22 protein-coding genes and 4 pseudogenes are annotated in these 17,516 nt (G+C 35.4%); 18 read left to right on the top strand and 8 right to left on the bottom strand.

What is annotated here, in order from left to right; all coding sequences use genetic code 11:
- The first annotated feature begins 679 nt into the window (after positions 1 to 679).
- From CD33_RS00575 to CD33_RS00585, 3 genes are all read left to right on the top strand, one after another.
- Positions 680 to 976, top strand: coding sequence for a hypothetical protein (locus CD33_RS00575; RefSeq protein ID WP_036197138.1), 297 nt, complete (start codon positions 680 to 682; stop codon positions 974 to 976).
- A gap of 283 nt (positions 977 to 1,259) precedes the next feature.
- Positions 1,260 to 2,219 carry an oxygen-dependent tRNA uridine(34) hydroxylase TrhO gene (gene trhO / locus CD33_RS00580; RefSeq protein WP_036197140.1) on the top strand — a complete coding sequence of 320 codons (960 nt, stop codon included), beginning with the start codon at positions 1,260 to 1,262 and terminating at the stop codon, positions 2,217 to 2,219.
- Between the two features lie 345 nt (positions 2,220 to 2,564).
- Positions 2,565 to 3,581 carry an AI-2E family transporter gene (locus CD33_RS00585; protein WP_036197142.1) on the top strand — a complete coding sequence of 339 codons (1,017 nt, stop codon included), beginning with the start codon at positions 2,565 to 2,567 and terminating at the stop codon, positions 3,579 to 3,581.
- Between the two features lie 104 nt (positions 3,582 to 3,685).
- Here the strand turns inward: CD33_RS00585 and CD33_RS00590 are convergent, their stop codons facing one another.
- Positions 3,686 to 4,375, bottom strand: coding sequence for a DUF421 domain-containing protein (locus CD33_RS00590; protein WP_036197146.1), 690 nt, complete (start codon positions 4,373 to 4,375; stop codon positions 3,686 to 3,688).
- Between the two features lie 224 nt (positions 4,376 to 4,599).
- Here CD33_RS00590 and CD33_RS00595 point away from each other — a divergent pair, with 224 nt between their 5' ends.
- A complete protein-coding gene (locus tag CD33_RS00595; protein WP_036197148.1) occupies positions 4,600 to 5,367 on the top strand; it encodes an SDR family oxidoreductase in 768 nt (255 codons plus the stop codon).
- 146 nt (positions 5,368 to 5,513) lie between these two features.
- On the opposite strand, the gene CD33_RS19665 is transcribed toward CD33_RS00595, so the two are convergent.
- On the bottom strand, positions 5,514 to 6,017 hold the full coding sequence (locus CD33_RS19665; protein WP_084591209.1) for a YuzC family spore coat inner layer protein: 504 nt from the start codon (positions 6,015 to 6,017) through the stop codon (positions 5,514 to 5,516).
- Between the two features lie 86 nt (positions 6,018 to 6,103).
- On the opposite strand from CD33_RS19665, the gene CD33_RS20075 reads away from it, so the two are divergent.
- From CD33_RS20075 to CD33_RS00610, 3 genes are all read left to right on the top strand, one after another.
- Positions 6,104 to 6,268, top strand: coding sequence for a hypothetical protein (locus CD33_RS20075; RefSeq protein ID WP_156967290.1), 165 nt, complete (start codon positions 6,104 to 6,106; stop codon positions 6,266 to 6,268).
- A gap of 110 nt (positions 6,269 to 6,378) precedes the next feature.
- Positions 6,379 to 6,762 carry an SET domain-containing protein gene (locus CD33_RS00605; protein ID WP_036197150.1) on the top strand — a complete coding sequence of 128 codons (384 nt, stop codon included), beginning with the start codon at positions 6,379 to 6,381 and terminating at the stop codon, positions 6,760 to 6,762.
- Positions 6,763 to 7,107: 345 nt separating this feature from the next.
- The gene (locus CD33_RS00610; protein ID WP_036197153.1) at positions 7,108 to 7,308 is read left to right on the top strand and encodes an aspartyl-phosphate phosphatase Spo0E family protein; all 201 of its coding nucleotides are present in this window, start codon (positions 7,108 to 7,110) and stop codon (positions 7,306 to 7,308) included.
- A gap of 257 nt (positions 7,309 to 7,565) precedes the next feature.
- Here CD33_RS00610 and CD33_RS00615 read toward each other — a convergent pair.
- A pseudogene (locus CD33_RS00615) lies at positions 7,566 to 7,991 on the bottom strand (transposase); the annotation flags it as partial.
- Between the two features lie 260 nt (positions 7,992 to 8,251).
- On the opposite strand from CD33_RS00615, the gene CD33_RS00620 reads away from it, so the two are divergent.
- Positions 8,252 to 8,443 (top strand): hypothetical protein, encoded by a 192-nt coding sequence (locus CD33_RS00620; protein WP_036197155.1) that lies wholly within the window; start codon positions 8,252 to 8,254, stop codon positions 8,441 to 8,443.
- Here the strand turns inward: CD33_RS00620 and CD33_RS19670 are convergent.
- A pseudogene (locus CD33_RS19670) lies at positions 8,381 to 8,527 on the bottom strand (MBL fold metallo-hydrolase); the annotation flags it as partial. The gene CD33_RS00620 and the pseudogene CD33_RS19670 sit on opposite strands and share 63 nt — an antisense overlap.
- A gap of 18 nt (positions 8,528 to 8,545) precedes the next feature.
- Between CD33_RS19670 and CD33_RS19675 the strand changes: the two are divergent.
- From CD33_RS19675 to CD33_RS00645, 9 genes and pseudogenes are all read left to right on the top strand, one after another.
- A pseudogene (locus CD33_RS19675) lies at positions 8,546 to 8,668 on the top strand (MBL fold metallo-hydrolase); the annotation flags it as partial.
- Positions 8,669 to 8,730: 62 nt separating this feature from the next.
- Positions 8,731 to 9,624, top strand: a pseudogene (gene dnaN, locus CD33_RS00625) (DNA polymerase III subunit beta); the annotation flags it as partial.
- Between the two features lie 270 nt (positions 9,625 to 9,894).
- A complete protein-coding gene (locus CD33_RS00630; RefSeq protein WP_036197157.1) occupies positions 9,895 to 10,374 on the top strand; it encodes a hypothetical protein in 480 nt (159 codons plus the stop codon).
- Between the two features lie 270 nt (positions 10,375 to 10,644).
- The gene (locus CD33_RS00635; protein WP_036197159.1) at positions 10,645 to 11,253 is read left to right on the top strand and encodes a transglutaminase-like domain-containing protein; all 609 of its coding nucleotides are present in this window, start codon (positions 10,645 to 10,647) and stop codon (positions 11,251 to 11,253) included.
- Positions 11,254 to 11,583: 330 nt separating this feature from the next.
- Positions 11,584 to 11,742, top strand: coding sequence for a helix-turn-helix domain-containing protein (locus CD33_RS20865; RefSeq protein WP_268968957.1), 159 nt, complete (start codon positions 11,584 to 11,586; stop codon positions 11,740 to 11,742).
- A complete protein-coding gene (locus CD33_RS20870) occupies positions 11,739 to 11,978 on the top strand; it encodes a polysaccharide deacetylase family protein (protein ID WP_373906669.1) in 240 nt (79 codons plus the stop codon). The genes CD33_RS20865 and CD33_RS20870 overlap by 4 nt, the downstream gene beginning before the upstream one ends.
- A gap of 37 nt (positions 11,979 to 12,015) precedes the next feature.
- Positions 12,016 to 12,204: a polysaccharide deacetylase family protein gene (locus tag CD33_RS20875; protein WP_373906670.1), complete on the top strand. Its 189-nt coding sequence runs from the start codon at positions 12,016 to 12,018 to the stop codon at positions 12,202 to 12,204.
- Positions 12,205 to 12,227: 23 nt separating this feature from the next.
- Positions 12,228 to 12,437, top strand: a complete 210-nt coding sequence (locus tag CD33_RS20880; RefSeq protein ID WP_373906671.1) for a polysaccharide deacetylase family protein — start codon at positions 12,228 to 12,230, stop codon at positions 12,435 to 12,437.
- 154 nt (positions 12,438 to 12,591) lie between these two features.
- Positions 12,592 to 13,092, top strand: a complete 501-nt coding sequence (locus CD33_RS00645) for a DinB family protein (RefSeq protein ID WP_036197161.1) — start codon at positions 12,592 to 12,594, stop codon at positions 13,090 to 13,092.
- A gap of 188 nt (positions 13,093 to 13,280) precedes the next feature.
- On the opposite strand, the gene CD33_RS00650 is transcribed toward CD33_RS00645, so the two are convergent.
- From CD33_RS00650 to CD33_RS00660, 3 genes are read right to left on the bottom strand one after another with little or no spacing between them, the layout of a single operon-like run.
- Entirely contained in the window at positions 13,281 to 13,808 is a 528-nt protein-coding gene (locus tag CD33_RS00650) for a permease (RefSeq protein ID WP_036197163.1), read from the bottom strand.
- Positions 13,805 to 14,287 (bottom strand): hypothetical protein, encoded by a 483-nt coding sequence (locus tag CD33_RS00655; RefSeq protein ID WP_036197176.1) that lies wholly within the window; start codon positions 14,285 to 14,287, stop codon positions 13,805 to 13,807. Before CD33_RS00655 ends, CD33_RS00650 begins: the two co-directional genes overlap by 4 nt.
- Entirely contained in the window at positions 14,280 to 14,621 is a 342-nt protein-coding gene (locus CD33_RS00660; protein ID WP_036197165.1) for a PadR family transcriptional regulator, read from the bottom strand. Before CD33_RS00660 ends, CD33_RS00655 begins: the two co-directional genes overlap by 8 nt.
- Before the next feature lie 281 nt (positions 14,622 to 14,902).
- On the opposite strand from CD33_RS00660, the gene CD33_RS00665 reads away from it, so the two are divergent.
- Positions 14,903 to 16,138, top strand: coding sequence for an eIF2A family protein (locus CD33_RS00665; protein WP_036197166.1), 1,236 nt, complete (start codon positions 14,903 to 14,905; stop codon positions 16,136 to 16,138).
- Positions 16,139 to 16,912: 774 nt separating this feature from the next.
- Here CD33_RS00665 and CD33_RS00670 read toward each other — a convergent pair.
- Positions 16,913 to 17,275: a hypothetical protein gene (locus CD33_RS00670; protein ID WP_036197169.1), complete on the bottom strand. Its 363-nt coding sequence runs from the start codon at positions 17,273 to 17,275 to the stop codon at positions 16,913 to 16,915.
- Between the last annotated feature and the right edge of the window lie 241 nt (positions 17,276 to 17,516).

Here is a 17,516-nt window from a genome sequence, read left to right on the forward strand (position 1 = left end):
TGGACAAAAAAGAGAGGAACAGGAAGTAAATTGTCCAATAGCAGACCACTAATGGACAAAAAAGGTGGAACAGGTAAAAAATTCCCCATTAGAATACATCTCATGGACAAAAAAGAGAGGAACAGGAATTAAATTGTCTAATAGCAGACCGCTCATGGACAAAAAGGATGGAACAGGGAGAAAATTGTCCAATAGCAGACCTCTCATCGACAAAAAAGAGTGGAAATGGTAGTTACCAATTCATGGGAGCCCTCCATCGATAAAAACAAAAAGGTACTTACTAGTTAGTGGTTCCATAAGATATTACATATTAAAGGAAATTCAATAGAAGAATCAAATATTAATCTAACTTTCATATTTGAGGTGTATATGCCCCAGCTAAAAATCACGTTCAAAAAGTTTTTGGTGATACATTGCCCTTTAAATACTGATTTCCATATTTTTTACTAAATCCTTAGCACCACATTCTTCACGGAAAACACTTGTTTTAACTTTATTGCCAAATTAGTTGTAGCAATTTTCTTTTGTACTTTACAGTAAAAATGAGGTAAATTTGATTAACTTCACCATCCTTATATCCCTGGCATATTTCTGGATTCTTTTAGCCTTCTCGGCGTTGTTTGAGTGATGCGTTTTAATATAAAATAGTAATCTGTTAGAAAGGAAAGGAGATGGAATAATGGCGTTTGCTATAGCAATTTTTATTTTAGCAATAGCAGTGGTGGCGGCAGTTTTTCTTACGTCGGGCAAGTCGAGGAAGAGGAAATATATTGTATGGGGCTTAACGACGATGATCGTCATCGCACCTATTTTCTCATGGTTGGTTAGTATCAGTTTTGCCATAATTGTCGAAGATGGTTTTGCTGGTATCGGTTTAATGGTGTTGATGTTCCCATTTGTTTTTTTGATAGGCATCATCCTGCTTTTGATGGGGATATTTACTAAAACAAAGCAGGTAGAAATAAGTGATTTCTAAACAGAAGAATACGCCATTTACTTGGATTTTGCTGTATAGGCTCAGTTCAAGTATTTTTTATCGGTAGAGAAATCCCGCATTTTCATATATTATTTAAATATACTTTTAAAAAAAGTTATAACCGAAACTACACAGTGTCTAGCTAAGCGGCTGACCTCGTGCGTCATTTCACTTTTCCAGAGAATTCCGGAGTAGTCCATAATGATGCCGAGTTTAATCTGGCCGCCCTCGCTTTTCCTGCTATCAGGGATATCCTGCAAATATGAATGATAGGTGGATAAACATGAATTATCGAATTTTATTATATTATCATTACACTACAATTGAAGATCCTGCCGATTTTGCTGCGGAGCATTTGCAAGCATGCATGGATTTGAACTTAAAGGGGCGAATTATTGTTGCTGCGGAGGGAATAAATGGAACGGTTTCAGGTACCATAGAAGATACGAATGCTTATATGGACATGATGAAAAATGACGCTTTATTCCAAGGGATCATTTTCAAAATTGATGAAGCAGAAGGGCATGCATTCAAAAAAATGCGTGTTCGACCTCGTCCGGAGCTTGTAAATTTAAGCTTGGAAGAGGATATTAATCCACATGAAATTACCGGGCGTTACTTATCGCCGGTCGAGTTCATGGAAGAAATGCAACGTGAGGATACAGTAGTTCTCGACGTGCGAAACACATACGAATATGATGTCGGCCACTTCCGCGGCGCAATTCGTCCCGAGGTGGAAACTTTCCGTGACACGCCAGCTTGGATACGTGCCAACAAAGAGTTATTCGAGGGGAAAACAGTACTGACATACTGTACAGGCGGAATTCGTTGCGAGAAATTCTCCGGATGGTTAAAGTCTGAGGGAATTGGCGAGGATGTTGGCCAATTACACGGCGGTATCGCAACTTATAGTAAGGATCCGGTGGCAAAGGGTCAGCTTTGGGACGGGAAAATGTATGTATTTGACGAAAGAATTACTGTGCCAATTAACCAAGTTGAACATGTTGTAGTAGGGAAAGATCACTATGACGGCTCTCCTTGCGAGCGTTACGTGAAATGTGCCAACCCCGAGTGCAACAAACATATTTTAGCGTCAGAAGAAAATGAAGCGAAACACCTTGGCGGCTGCAAGCTTGAGTGTACAAAACATCCACGCAACCGCTACATCGAAAAACACAATCTTTCACAAGCATATGTACAAGCGGTCATTTCCGAGTTGGAAAAGAATGAACAACATATTTAACAAAAAAGGAGTATGATGCACGAATTCATACTCCTTTTCATATGTATAATATGGTAAAGCAGGACTTGATGATCTTTCTTGCCGGCTATTGAAGTGGTGGATTGAAAATTGAAAATCCACATCAACCCAGGAAAAAATTTTGGAATGATGTCTATTTTGTGAAAAATCTCATTTTTTGTCGAAAAGGAAGCTTTTTCTATTGTTTCTACTGGTCCTTTCGTGCTACGCTGTTAAAAAATCGGGAAAATTTATAGGGCAAGCATTTACTTCTCTTGCAAAGTAAAGGCAGCTTTCTTTATAGGAAATTTATTTAAGGAGATATATGTGAAGTGAAGGAGATAGAGAATGAGTTGGTTAAAAGATAAAGTAAATTTAAAGTGGATCATTATGATATTCATTATCGGTCTCCTATTCTTTTTTGCAAATGCGTTAAATTTCTTATTGTTAACATTTATTGTCACATATTTAGCCTATACAATATTTGTAAAAATACTACATATTTTGCCTCAACCCTTAAAACGTCCCAGACTGCTGTTAGTTCTTATGTATGCACTCATCTTGGCTGTCGTGGGGACTACAGGATATCGTTATCTACCATCCGCAATCAATCAATTGTCAGCCATCATTGTTCAAAGTTCTTCAATCAATCTTGAACAGTACCATGATATGATCCCCGAGAAAATTTACGGATTTATCCTCAATTTGGACATGGAAGGGATATTGAAGGATGTTGGCGGAACGATATTAAATAAAATCACCGATGTTAGCACCTTTCTATTAGAAGCATTTATGGCACTCTTGTTAAGCTTCTTCTTTATTTTAGAAATCGATAAAATCAAAACTTTTTGCAGGTCCTTTAAAACGAACCAAACAGAAAAAGTTTACAACCAAGTCGTTCTTTTTGGAAATAGTTTTCTAAATACTTTCGGTTTGGCCATTAAAGTGCAAATAATGATTTCAACAGTAAATACGGTTCTGACGGTTATTGGACTGTTGATCCTGGGATTCCCCAATATATTGGGATTGGCGATCATGATTTTCTTTTTGGGCTTGATGCCTGTCATCGGAGTGGTCATCTCCCTGATTCCTCTGACAATAATTGCATTCCAGATTGGTGGCATCATGTATGTGGTTTATATTTTTGTCATTATCATGATTATCCATGCGATTGAATCTTATATCTTAAATCCAAAACTCTACTCCATCACAATGAAATTGCCTATCTTCTTCACATTTATGGTCCTAATGGTAGGGGAATTGTTATTCGGTGCATGGGGATTGGTCATCGGTATTCCATTGTTTGTCTTTATCGTTGAAATGATTAAAGGTTCAACGGACTTAAAACCAATATTAAAGAAATAAAAGGCAGCAGACGTTAATCTTCTTGGATTGACGTCATTTTTTTATTTATGCATCAGGAGAGGTTACTCAACCTGTATTGCCGAGAGATTTAACTAAAAATACGATTATTGACCATTCATTTTCAAACAGAAAAAACCTTCATCTTCTGCCCACTCAGCATATAAAGCATCCTCGAATCGGGTGATGCCCCTGTTTTTCAGCTGTTTAAAAAGCCACTCCTCATCATGCCCGGATTCTCTTAAATTATCAACAACAACCTTTCCATCGCTAATTAACGTAAATGGTAAATGGACGGGCTTTTGCTTTAAACTCATATCTTCCATTGTGGGGGAAGCATATTTCGGTTTTTTCATCACGCTGATTTGTCCATTAGGCTCCAGTATCATATACTCAACCTCACGGATGGAAAAAATGTCTTTCTGCTGTCGAAGCATTTGCTGCATTTGATCGATATCCAAATGATTTTTTTTTAATTGTTCACGGTCAATTTTTCCTTGTCTAATGATGATGGATGGATAGCCTTCAAACGTTCTACGAAGACTTCTTTTCTTTTGTGTTAACTTTTCGACAGTATAGATCAATAGTGTCCATAAAATTAATGCGTATAGTATTGACCAAATCTTCACTTGAGAATCGTAGACACTGTTTCCGACCAACTCACCAAGAACGATGGCAGAAATAAAATCGAAGGGCGTCAGTTGTGAAATCTGTGTTTTTCCCAAAATTTTGGTAGCAACTAATAAGGCGATGAACCCGAAAATAAGTTCTATCGTTGTTTGCCCTAAATGTTCCAATATCGTTTCACCTCATTATAAAAGCCTTTCGGAGTAGTATTGCCAACAATATCATAAGAAAACCCTGCAAAAGTAAAGTAGAACGGAAGACGAATCTGTAAATGATGCCAGTATCCAGAAGGGACGTGTTTTATTGAAGTTAAGATTGGAAAGAGGTAACTTGGAGGAATAATGAAAAAGTGAAGCAGTTACACGTTCCATACTTTAGTTAATGGGGTGGATTTATGAAATTGTCCGGTAATTCGATATTGATAACAGGAGGGGGATCTGGCATAGGACTAGCCTTTGTAGAACAGTTCCTGAAAGAAGGAAACGAAGTCATTATTGTGGGGCGTAGTGAAGAAAAATTAGCTCAAATAAAAGAAAAATATCCGCAGCTACATACAAAAGTGTGTGATGTATCAAAAGAGCAGAACCGTATTCAACTATATGAATGGACGACGAAGGAATTTCCGCGGCTGAATGTTTTAATTAACAATGCGGGGATACAGCAAAGGGTAAATTTACTGAATGCATCCAATGATTGGAATTACTATCAGAACGAGTTGGCGATTAATTTGGAGGGGCCGATTCATTTATCTATGCTTTTTACTCCTCACTTTATCAAACAAAAGGAAGCAACTTTCATTAACATAACTTCGGGATTGGCGATACAGCCAGGCATTTGGGTGCCGATATACAGTGCCACAAAAGCCGCAATGCACGCATTTACAATGACGTTGCGCCAGCAATTGGAAAACACGAATGTCGAAGTGGTGGAAGTATTGCCGCCAGCTGTCAATACGGACTTGGGTGGAGCGGGTCTTCATACTTTTGGTGCGCCATTAAATGAGTTTATATCGAGAGTTTTTGATGGATTAAGAAGCGGAAAAATAGAGATTGGCTACGGAGGAACAGAACAGCGACTTACCGCTTCTAAAGAGGAGATTGAACAAGGGATGAAAAATGCTTGGCAAAACTTTTTGAAGAATAATCCAGAATTCATGAATTAGTTCAGTTTCATTTATCGAATTTTGTTAATGCAACAGGAAGAACAAAGCACCTCAAAAGTGATGCTTTGTTTTTTGCTTATGCGCTAGGAACGGGGTGAACACAGCAAGCTAAGCTTGGTTGCTTCATCAAAGCGTAGAGGTTGGATCTAGCGCCATCGTAATGAGATCGATAGTTTGCAACAATCCATATTTTTTACTTTTGATTTAAATACCAGTTCCAGACCATCCGGATTGTAAGTCACCTCCACATCGGATGTAATCCCGACGGAATGAATTAACCGTTCTACTTCGTCAGTTCTCGATTGTTGTGCAACATCCATTAAACGGGCTCCAAACTCTTTAGAAGAAGCAAGTTTATCCAGAACCATACTTGCTTCTTTCATAAGCTTGCTCGATTGATTTGCCGATTCGTACAAAAGCTCGGGGTCCACAGGCGGATAGGGGGACCGATTGGATGGCTGCATGTTTTGAGCAGGCTGTCCAGGTACGTCATTTTGTTGTACGACAAAAGACAAATGATTCCGGTTCATGGGATAAGCGTGCAGATAATTGGTGTGGGGTTGGATAAACTGAGCACCAGCAACAGGCAGATATACATTTTGTCGGCTATAGGGCAACTGGTTGTAACGAGGCTGATAAAAATAATGCATAAAAAACCTCCTAGGTAGATTAACTACCTATAGAATATGGGTAGTTCTCCATTTAGATTAGGTTTGTGACTAGGTGATTATTTTGGATGGAAGTATGGGGATGTCGGGGAATACAATATGACGTAATTAAAGGTGGCGAGCAAACCGGTGTATTGACTGCAATAATTGTGGAAAGAATAATTACCGAATATACGAGAAATGCTGGATGCTGGACAAGTCCAAGACAAAGCAAGCTATCTAAAATAAGATGAATGTCCCACGAAATTCGTTAAGTTAAAATTAAAAAGCAATAAAGTGAGCGGCTATGCACTGATTCATGGTACAGTTAGAAAGAAAATTATAAGAAGAGTAGGAGAACAATATGATTGAGGTAAAAACCTCTCCACTAAGTGATGGAGAATTTAATAGAGGCGTATTTGCTACACAGGATATCAAAAAAGGACAGCTTTTTCATGAAGCACCCGTCATATCCTATCCAAACGATCAGCATGAACACATCGAAAAAACGCTGCTTGCTGATTACGCTTTTGAGTATGGAATCAATCATTCGGCGATTCTTCTAGGCTATGGCATGTTATTTAACCACTCATATGAACCAAATGCGATTTATGAGATTAATTTTGACAATCATACATTTGATTTTTATGCTTACAAAGATATTAAAGCAGGTGAAGAGATTCTCATTAATTATAATGGGGATGTCGATGACAAAGAGCCGCTATGGTTCAATAAAGAAGAATCGTAAAGCTTTCTTTTAGGAGAGTTTGAACTCTTGATAATTGACAATCAAAAGAATGATTCTACTAGCGTTAATCCAAAAATGGATTAACGCATTTTTTTGCTGGGAATATATTGAATATATTATTAAATTTGAAGTTTATTAAGAATAGATAGGGGTAATATGGCGATAACAGGAAATTTAATGGGTGTTTTAGGAAGTGTTTCCTATTTCTAGATACACTTAGGAAACAAAATAAGAATGTATGGTGATATTCATTTATGAGAATTAGCTTGATAATGAAATAGAGGTAAGGTAAATACAAATATATGATTTCATCAATATAATAAGAGAAGTTGGAGGGAATGTTTCATGATTATGAATAAAGAAACTTTAGCTTTATTAGATTTGGAAGATACAATTGCCACTCTGCAAAATCGCATGATCGATATTGGATTGACAAAAGGGTTAACTCATCCAGATACTGTTAAATGCAGCCAAGAACTCGACATAGTCCTGAATCATTTCCAACAACTCTACTCAAAGCGAAATGCCTGTGTTGGCATGAACTAATAACCTACAAGTCAAACAAAAAGCTGCAAACCGGCATATCGATAAATTACTTAAAACTCCATAATAAACAACAACTTTTCATTTGAAATCCTGTAGATATGCAGGATTTTTTTATTGTTCCACGAAACCAGCTAATAGTTGTCAAGATTTTTCAATAAAAAATATAAAACCTACATGATATACTAAAAAAGGGTATACCAAATAAGCCTTCCTTTATAAGATTGGAAGGTTTTGTTTTATATTCTTAGATATGATCTTTAATCCTCATTTTGGAAGGAGATTTTCCTTTTTAGTAGGGCATAAATCCAATGTAAGAGCTTATTTGCACAAGCAATTATGGCTACTCTAAAAGGTTTACCTTCTACACGTTTTTTATCGTAGAACTCTCTTAATCGCTTATTTCTAGGGATAATTTCATCGCTGGTTTTTTGCTTACGTGCATCTCTTATACCGCATTGTACAGCCATAAACAACGCTTGCCTTAGTCTGCTAGAACCTCTTTTGGTTATGCGATTTATGGAAGCAGTAAACCTACCAGAAGAGTAAACGCTAGGATCTATCCCGGCGAATGCCACTAGCTTTTTAGGATGATTAAACCGCTCTATCTCTCCAATTTCAGAGATGATTGTTGCCGCAATCTATTCTCCAACACCAGGGATAGACTGGATTATCTCATATTCTTTGAACTACGTAAGCATTCATTTTTCATTTAAGAGTATTGATTGATTAAAACATTGTTCAACAATCGGGCGCAATTCGGTACTGCACCTCCTTTAATAAGGAGAGGGTCTTTCTTCATGAATAGGGCAGATTGTGGAGCAAAATAAACAAATAGGTTTGCGGAAAATAGATTTGGTTAAAAATCCTAGTAATTTGAAAAAGAAGGGTTATATACTGTTTTGTCGAATTAGTTTCCTAGTTATAATAATGAGGTGAACTAAATATGGAATTTATTATAGATAATGAATGGTTTTATAAAGCAATTTCAGATGTTAATAAAGCAGTCTCTTTAAAGACACCCTTTCCTATTTTGTCAGGTAATAAGATTATTGCTTATAATGATTCCTTAGTCCTGATTAAGTTCTCTCAGAAAATACTTGGCATGCTCTTCCGAGTTTCCCGCATCTATCATTAACGTCTTGTTTTTGCCGACCACCATTCCTAGAATAGGACGGTCCGTCACCGATATTGGCGTGATGTACCAAAAACGCTCACCTATCTTGTTTCAAATAGGGGAATATCTAATCCTGATATGGTCGTTCTTACACATTGGCATTGGGATCATATCTTCGGCCTTCCAGCGTTATCCAACACAGTTTCCATCGCTTTCAAAGACACAAAAATAGAGATGGAGAAACTCAGGATCATATGACTTTGCCCATGCATATATCGTTACTGGTTGACGGATAACTTGTTCCTGCTAAACATTTAAGTGAAATTATTAAAAAACTACCAGCTAAAGTACATATAAGAGTAAATGAAAAACAAGTAGTTACCATTCAATCCGAAGAAATTGTAACAAAAATATTCGGTTTTAGTGCGGATCAGTACCCAAAACTTCCTCAAGTTGATGAAACTGATTATATTAAAATCCCCAGCACTGAATTAATTGAAATTATTAAACAAACTGCGTTTGCAGTTTCGAAGAGTGAATCTCGACCTGTTTTGACAGGAGTAAATATGTCATTTAAAGATAATCACCTATCATTTGCTGCAACAGACTCCCATCGCTTAGCGTTAAGAGAACTCAAATTAGTATCAAATATACATGGTTCTTTTATTGTCCCAAGTACAAGCCTTAATGAGCTTACCAAGTTAATAAATAATGATAACGACGAAATACGAATATATGTAAATGACAGTTATATGGTATTTAAAACAAGTTCTTTTACATTGTTTTCAAGGTTAATTCAAGGAAATTATCCTAACATAACAGGATTATTCCTGAAAAATTCTAAGACAACAATTACTCTTGATACAGCTCAATTATTAATGGGTATTGATAGAGCTTGTCTTTTTGCAAGTGAATGGAAAAATAATAACGTACAATTAGAAATCATCGATGGTAAGAGAATTAAAATTTCTTCAAGTTCATCAAATATAGGAGGGATAGAGGAAACACAAAATATTAAGTTGATTAATGGTGAAACTGATTTAACTATCTCGCTTGATGGAAGTTATTTAATAAATGCCTTAAAAGCAATCAAAGAAGAAGAAATAAGATTAAGTTTTGGTGGATCGATGAGACCAGTTTTAATTGAGCCTATTAACAATCCTTCTTATATTCATCTTATATCTCCAGTACGTTCATATTAAAAAACAGCTCCTTATTGCAAGAATGGGATGTTAATTTGATAGGATATTTATTTTAATACTCTTCAACAATCAGGCGCTTTCCTTGAATAAGGAGATATATATTAAGAAATCGAGAATGTAAAGGGTAACACTAAAAAAAGGCGTAGTTAAATAAAACAAAGGGTGTATCCTCAGAAATATGCAGCTTCACAAAACTAAGTAAAGAAAAATATGTATCGAAGCTTTGGAGTGTTTAATACTCAATGAAATTAAAGAAAGGATATATGGCATATGATTTTGAAAAAAGGTGTAACTGGTTATACAGGTGGTGATTTGTCACTTGAATGTGATTGGGAAGCACGAGTTGTTGAGTTTAAGCGATATTCTTATATGTTTGTTCAACAATTGAAAGGGGAAATTCTTGAATGGTATATGGCAGATATTGATATAGGTTACGCGCATACCCATATAAAAATCGATGAAAAAGAGTTATATATTTTTCATCATAATATTTATGACTATATAGCTTTTACAGTTAATCGAGATATTACTGGTTTAGAATTTATTGACCATTCTTTGCTAAAAGCCTTGTTTGAAACTCGCTATGAAGTATTAACAGCGGCTCAATTAGCAGAGCCATTAGTACGTCAATCAAAAGGTAGCGGAAATATCCTCTTAAATGAAAATGATTTAAACGATGTTGAACTTTATTATATGGATTATTTTCCCGCTCAAACAGTTGGAGATTTGATATTCAATTATTGGGACTAATTAAGTATACAGGAAACGTTCATAAAAGAAATTTAAGTAATTGTGGCTTTAGATGAATAGGTTATTCAACAATCGTGCGCTTTTCTTGAATGAGGAGAGGATCTTTCTTCATGAATGGGCCAGATTGTGGAATAACAAATAGATTGTATATTAAAGAAGTTCCGAGGGTACTAAGGATGTACTTTTAAACAAATGTATTAATCTTAATATCTTCTGTTGTATAATAATACATATGGTTAAGTTAATATTCAAAAATTGGAGTGGTTGATAATGAATATGATTTGTGAATCTGATCAATTAGACGATTATTTGCTCGAATTAAATGAAGTTAATTTTTCTGATCCAATTATAAAAAGGAAATCTGCGGAGCTATTCAATTCCTCTCAAACAGAGATAGAAAAAGTTAAAATAGCTTTTGAGTTTGTGCGTGATGAAATTTCTCATTCTTGGGATATTCAGTCAAAAAGAGTTTCTTGTAATGCTTCGGAAGTATTGGAAAGCAGAGAGGGTATTTGCTATGCAAAATCACACCTCTTAGCTTCCTTATTGCGTTTAGAGGGGATACCAACGGGTTTTTGTTATCAAAGATTAATGTTATTTGATTCCCCGGAAAAAGGCTATTGTATCCACGCTTTAAATGCTATCTTCTTTAAAACACTTAATAAATGGATTAGGTTGGATGCTCGTGGGAATAAAAAGGGAGTTAACGCCCAATTTTCAATTACGGAGGAAAAATTAGCTTTTCGTGTTAGTGAAGAATTTGATGAGAGGGACTATCCGATTATCTATACAAAACCTCATCCTAAAACAGTGGCAGTTTTAGAACAACATACGAACGCATTAGATATGTATATCCATCACTTACCAGCTAGTTTGTGATTTATTTACTAACAGTTCTAGAGTCCACTAAGTGCAACCCATTTTCAGCTGCCTCTTAACTCTACAATCGGGCGCAATTCGGTACTGCACTCCAAAAGTTAGAGTGAAAAACTAACTCTTGGGGTGATTTTTTATGACTAAATATAGTGAAGAATTTATATTGATGGTGGTTCAAGAATATTAAGTGACTCTCTAGGATATCGAGTGATAGCGAAGAAGTATGGTATAAATGATTCTCCATTAAGGAGATGGGTACGTGCCTATAGAGAGTTTGGCAGTACGGATTATCCGTAAAAGAAAACGAAGCAGTTTTATTCTGTTCAATTTAAAATAGATGTATTAAAGTTTATGAAACGAACAGGTGCTTCCTATCAAGATACCGCGATTCACTTTAACTTGAATGATCCAACTTTAGTTGCTAGTTGGTATCATCGGTTTTTAAAAGAAGGGATAGAGGGCCAGCTTTTGAAAGAAAGGAAACATAGATGAACAAGAAATTAAAATTTTTTGGAACTGTATTTTTATTAATGGCTCTTTTATTTGCAGGAATGTTTAAAGTTACGAAATTAAGAACCTTTCAATTATTTGGAGGGTTAACATACCAAGTTGAAACGGAAAACAAGGTTATTGCTTTAACATTTGATGACGGTCCAACAAAGAACGTGAACCAGATTGTGCCTTTATTGGAGGAATACAAGGTAAAAGCTACTTTTTTCCTTATCTGAAATGAAATTGAAAAACACCCTGAAGAAGCAAAAAAAATTGGTAGAAGCAGGGCATCAAATTGGAAATCATACTTATTCGCACAAAAGAATGGTTTTAAAATTTCCTTCTTTTATTGAAGAGGAAATAGAAAAAACAGATGAGTTGATTAGAGAGACCGGATATAAGAGCGAAATTGACTTTATCCCACCTATGGAAAAAAATTTGTGGGATTACCTTATTATTTAAATAAGCACAACAGAGAAACAATTATGTTGTCTTTAGAACCGGATAAGTATTACACAAGTGCTGATGAAAAAGTAAGTTATTTAGTGGAAAACATTAAACCAGGCTCGATAATCTTGCTGCATCCGATGTATGATCAAACAGGTGAGGCAATGCAAGCGATTGAATATATTTTAAGAGAACTTACGAACAAAGGGTATAAATTTGTGACTGTGGATGAACTTCAAGAATTGTGATTTATACGAAACATAGTACTTAAGCTATCGGGGCAGTTTAGTTGAAGAAGGAATTATCATAATCTTGTTGAAATAGTCATGATATAAATGGTGTTTTTATAATATTAATGATTATTTTTACGGTTATATATTTTCTGATTATGGAGGGGTTTTATTGCAAACATTTTTTAGGTATAACTGGATAGTAAGAGAAGATTGGTATCGTTGGTGTGAAGAGTTAAGTGAAGAAGAGCTTTTGCAAAACCGTACAGGTGGAATGGGAAATATATTACATACGTTTTTCCATATAGTTGATGTCGAGTGGAGCTGGATTCGTCTCTTACAGGGGAAAACTGATTTTCAGGAGAGTTTTGATAAATATAAAAGCTTAGATAAGGTTCGAAAATTGGATGGAGAATTTCATTTAGAAGTAGAGAACTTTGTGAACAACTGGGATGCTAGTATGGAAAATCAATTATTTTACGATACTCTGCCAGACGGAAGAATTGTAACGGATACTTGGGGTGAAGTCATGAGACATATTATTGCTCACGAAATTCACCATATAGGACAGCTATCAATTTGGGCAAGAGAACTGGGAAGAAAGCCTGTTTCTGCAAACTTCATCGGACGGGGTCTTTCCTCTCATTCAAAAAATAATCAAATAGATATTTAACTTATTCTGTTTTTCTTCATAAACGGATGCTATAGTTTAACAAGCAAAAGGCAGAAACACTATTTATTCAAAAATCGTCCGCGATTCTTCAATAAAGAAGACCGCTTAATCTGTAGAAAAATTTAATTGCCAACCAATGTGCTCCTCAATTCGAAATGAATGAATTGAGGAGCAAAAATTTTTTCAACCTATACTTTCATGGTTGTATCAACTTTTATCAACTTTAGTTGACTATAGAACTTCTCAAAAAGGATTCCTGTAAAATAGTAAAATACGAGGCCAAAACAAATATGAATAAGTGTGAATTTAAGACCAAATGATGTGAATTCATACACCAGAACTGGCAATTTCACTGTCGACCAAGCCCCTAAGAAAAACACTATATATCGCACGCTAGCTCCTTTTTTCAGTAATAGTACCGCGATTGGAAAGGCTATATATAGAGGGCCTGCTGCAATTGTTGCTAATAATAAGGTGAAGAAGACACCATATATACCTGATTTTTCGCCCATATAACGAATAAGTGTTTCTTTCTTTACCCATTGATCCAATAATCCTACTAATATGAATATGGGAGGAAGCAGAAATAACATATCCAAAATACTTTTACCAGTTAACTGAACTGTTTTTATAGCTAGAGCTTGATTCATAAATGCGATAAAAAGTAATGCTAATAGTAAAATGAAGAAGAAATAATATCTTTTTAGCTTTATCATGTCATTACCACCCAAATAATAAATGCGAATAGAAGAGACATTATTATGGAAGCAATATTTCGAGCATAGGCAAAACTTCTTCCAAAAGTTTTTTGCTCCATAGTTAAAGTTACAAGTCCTACAGACATTAATGTCGACATTAATACAGCTACTTGAGGAAGGGCAGCACCATTTTGAATTAATGTATGCCCAAGAGGAAAGACGATAAAGCTTGGAACTAAAGCAATGGATCCTATAATAGTGGAGTAGATGATACCTAGGAAGCCAGAACTTTCCCCAATAATTGAAGAAATAAGCGACGGTGTCAATAAAGATAAAGCCAGCCCAGTTAATAGCATAATTGCTAATAAATCTGGTAACACATTGATAAACATTTTCCAGGATTTTAATAATGCAGATTTTGTTTTGTGTTTGTCTTTGATGAAGGAATATCCCAAATATATAGAGGCTATCGTATAGAGAATCATGCCACTAATCATCATTTTGTATCTTCCATAGCTTATATTCTTCTAGGAAAAACGTTAAATTTTTCATTTTTTCTTCAATATCTCTTTGAAATTCTTCCAATTTTCTTTTACCAACTGTAGTAATTTTGTACATCCGTATCGGTTTGTCTTGATTAGATGTATTCAAATAAGATTCAACAGCGCCTTCTTCCTCTAATTTTTTTAGTGTGCGATATAGTATAGCACTATCTATTGGGTTGATTGGAAGCTCTTCCTCACATTTCTGTAGAAGTTCCCCCCCATAGCTATCGCCTTTTGTTAAAAACAGCAACAGAAATGCACCCGTATGTCTCCCTGTATGTCTCATAAAAATACCTCCTAATATTAATCTTTAGCAAACAATACTGTTAAAAACAGTGTACTGTCTTTAACAGTATTGTGTCAATATGTTAATTTGTCATTTAATCCATCAGCCATTTGATGACTATGATGGTGCATGGCGTGCTATGGAATATCTTCAACGATTGGGCGCAATTCTTGAGTAGAATCTTGCTTTATTCAGCACTAGGGCCAGATTGTCGAATAAGGATAGTTGTTATTAATTGGGACAAAATATGTTTTATTAAATTAAATAAAGGAGAGATTGATGTGAGAATTCGGATTTTATTACTACTCCCTCTCATCTTTATTCATTTTTCGTTGATAGCATGTGCAGAAATCCCACTAGTAGCTGTATTTATCCGCGACCATCAGTTATGGATCAAAAAGGGTGGTGAAGAAATACAAGTTACGAAAGAACGATATGTTTACTCTCCGAAATGGTCTTATGACGGTCGTTTTATTGGATTTATTGATGGTGATGAAAAGGGAGAAAAATCGGATTTATTCATTTATGATACAAAGGAAAAAGAAAGCTACCAACCCTACATAAGGGTCGTAACATCTGACTTTAAATGGTCACCGAATAAAAATCAGTTAGCTTACACTGACCAAGGTATATTAAATGTGACAAAAATAAAGAATGGCCGACCACAAGGATTTGAAAATGTCTCATTAGGTGTTAGTGGCTTTGAATGGTTTCCGAACGGGAAGGAATTTATTGTTTCATCACAATCCAATCTACTTCCGACAGGATGGAGTCCAATACCACTTTATAGAATTCCAACAGATGCAAATCTTGCTAAAGATAAGATAAGGCCCTTTTATACGATTCAAACTAAAGAACCTGACTTGTTTGGGATTGATGCCGATTATTTTAAGTGGAGTTCTGATGGGAAGTGGGTTAGCTTTTTAGTTGTTCCTACAGCTTCTTGGTCCATGGACAGTAATACATTAAGTGTTTTATCATCACAAGGAAAACACTTCCAAGCAGTGGGAAAAATGTTAGGGTATAAAGAGTGGTTTAAGTGGGCTCCTTCCACCAATGAATTGGCCTATATTTCTGGAGAAGGAAGATTTTTTGTCGAAAACAAGAAAATGACCATTGCCAAAATACCAACACTTAAACAACAAAAAGAATACACACCTATAGGATTTGTAGACCTTGATTTGGAATGGTACTCTAAAGATCTGGTAATTGTGGCTCGTGCGAAAGAAAACAAGGAGTGGAAAGAAGGTCCTGTACCAACTATGTTCACATCACTTTACGCTTTAAACATAAGAACAGGAGAGCAAAAACAAATCTCAACACCAGCGAAGAATGAACTTGACGAAGATCCCCAAGTCATTGGACCTTACCTTACTTGGTTTCGAAGGAGCGCAGAACAAACTAAGGGTGATGTGTGGTTGAAAAATACTTTAAATGGTCAAGAGCATATATGGCTTAAAAATGTTGATTACGCTCCAACGTTTTTTAAACCGGAGCGAAGCCCTTCAGAAAGTTGAATAAGAAAATCCGGTTTTTCAATTATAGGGCCAGGCTGTTGAATAACAAATTTTTAAAGATATAATGTTGTTCAAACAAAACGATGAATAAATGGCGAAGTATGCTAGTTTTAAATATTAAAAATGGATTGGATGTTATTGATACTTATATCGACGAAAAAGGATTGTATAAAATCATTCTCGAAAGGAAATTACTCCACTAACAGTGCTCTGGTTGAATGATGATCCTCAATAATAATCTGGCCAGATTGTTGAGGAACGCTCTAAAATATGCAGTAGAATAAAACTGAGATTGTGAAGGATTACACTTAAACTAACACTCAGATTAGTTGAAGAAGATGATATAAAAAGAAGACAAATTTCAAAAAAGTTTGGCTTTAAATGATGTAACTATTAAAATAAAATGGAAGGTAATAAATTTATTCTTTTGTTGTATGATATTCAGTGAACTTACTACATATAGTTATATATAGGAATTGAAAATAAAATGGTTTTTAAGATACCTACCTAAATACTCGATAAATCTATGAAATATTATAGCAACTGAACTAGAAGGCCAGAGATGATGTTAGTTACTCCATCATTCTCTGGTCTTTTAGATTTGGGAGGATTTTAGTGTAATACACGAGTAAGTATTTCCAAAAGAAAGGTGTTAGAATGCGCTATCTTGATGTGGTGGGGAAAAGAAAAAAGACTGTAGACAAACTCGAAATTCATCGAGAGCTAGTCTACAGTCTGAAGAAACCAAGGAATATGCCATTGGTTTCTGATGTCCTAAGAACTACATCTGCGTAGAATTAAAACGGGACGGTTAGGGTTAACTTGAGCTGATTCTACAATTTTAAATCCTTGTTCACATAGACAAGCAATTGCTTCGGCAGCTGGAGTCGTACCCTCCATTATCATACAGTTTACCATACAGCTTGTGTTAAAACTTCTCACCACTACATTGCTGTCTGGTCCACCTACCTGGTCAAGAACCAAAGTAACAATACAACAGTCTTCACATTCATCATGTTTTTTACCATGGTCGTGTTTTTTATCGCAGCAACATTTATGCTGATTGTCATCATGCTTTTTCTTATTTTTAGCATTTATAAGATTGATGATCTCTTCTAAATGATTTCCGTTTACCATTTGTTTCCCCCCTCTCATTGTTTGATACTACATTATATTAAGGTGGACATTAGAGAGAAAGGCTTTTATATCAACGTTCAAATTATTTATAGTAATTATATTATGTTTTTTAAAATTAAATAGCCTTGAAGGTGCAAATAGAATAAGGAAGCAAGCCTTATTTCATTAGGCTTCTGAAGGTCTTTTGTAATTTTTGTGTATTGCAAAATTAAAGTACAGAGTTTTGCAATGAGTTCGATCG

The organism is Ureibacillus sinduriensis BLB-1 = JCM 15800, assembly GCF_000772955.1.
GTDB lineage: Bacteria > Bacillota > Bacilli > Bacillales_A > Planococcaceae > Ureibacillus > Ureibacillus sinduriensis.

Coding starts and splice junctions, on each gene's coding strand:
- CD33_RS00605 (WP_036197150.1), top strand. CDS start 6,379: ATGATTGAGGTAAAAACCTCTCCACTAAGTGATGGAGAATTTAATAGA.
- CD33_RS19665 (WP_084591209.1), bottom strand. CDS start 6,017: ATGCATTATTTTTATCAGCCTCGTTACAACCAGTTGCCCTATAGCCGA.
- CD33_RS00660 (WP_036197165.1), bottom strand. CDS start 14,621: ATGAGACATACAGGGAGACATACGGGTGCATTTCTGTTGCTGTTTTTA.
- CD33_RS00595 (WP_036197148.1), top strand. CDS start 4,600: ATGAAATTGTCCGGTAATTCGATATTGATAACAGGAGGGGGATCTGGC.
- CD33_RS00585 (WP_036197142.1), top strand. CDS start 2,565: ATGAGTTGGTTAAAAGATAAAGTAAATTTAAAGTGGATCATTATGATA.
- CD33_RS20870 (WP_373906669.1), top strand. CDS start 11,739: ATGAACAAGAAATTAAAATTTTTTGGAACTGTATTTTTATTAATGGCT.
- trhO (WP_036197140.1), top strand. CDS start 1,260: ATGAATTATCGAATTTTATTATATTATCATTACACTACAATTGAAGAT.
- CD33_RS00670 (WP_036197169.1), bottom strand. CDS start 17,275: ATGGTAAACGGAAATCATTTAGAAGAGATCATCAATCTTATAAATGCT.
- CD33_RS20075 (WP_156967290.1), top strand. CDS start 6,104: ATGGAAGTATGGGGATGTCGGGGAATACAATATGACGTAATTAAAGGT.
- CD33_RS00620 (WP_036197155.1), top strand. CDS start 8,252: ATGGAATTTATTATAGATAATGAATGGTTTTATAAAGCAATTTCAGAT.
- CD33_RS00630 (WP_036197157.1), top strand. CDS start 9,895: ATGATTTTGAAAAAAGGTGTAACTGGTTATACAGGTGGTGATTTGTCA.
- CD33_RS20880 (WP_373906671.1), top strand. CDS start 12,228: ATGTTGTCTTTAGAACCGGATAAGTATTACACAAGTGCTGATGAAAAA.
- CD33_RS00635 (WP_036197159.1), top strand. CDS start 10,645: ATGAATATGATTTGTGAATCTGATCAATTAGACGATTATTTGCTCGAA.
- CD33_RS00575 (WP_036197138.1), top strand. CDS start 680: ATGGCGTTTGCTATAGCAATTTTTATTTTAGCAATAGCAGTGGTGGCG.
- CD33_RS00610 (WP_036197153.1), top strand. CDS start 7,108: ATGATTATGAATAAAGAAACTTTAGCTTTATTAGATTTGGAAGATACA.
- CD33_RS00655 (WP_036197176.1), bottom strand. CDS start 14,287: ATGATTAGTGGCATGATTCTCTATACGATAGCCTCTATATATTTGGGA.
- CD33_RS00650 (WP_036197163.1), bottom strand. CDS start 13,808: ATGATAAAGCTAAAAAGATATTATTTCTTCTTCATTTTACTATTAGCA.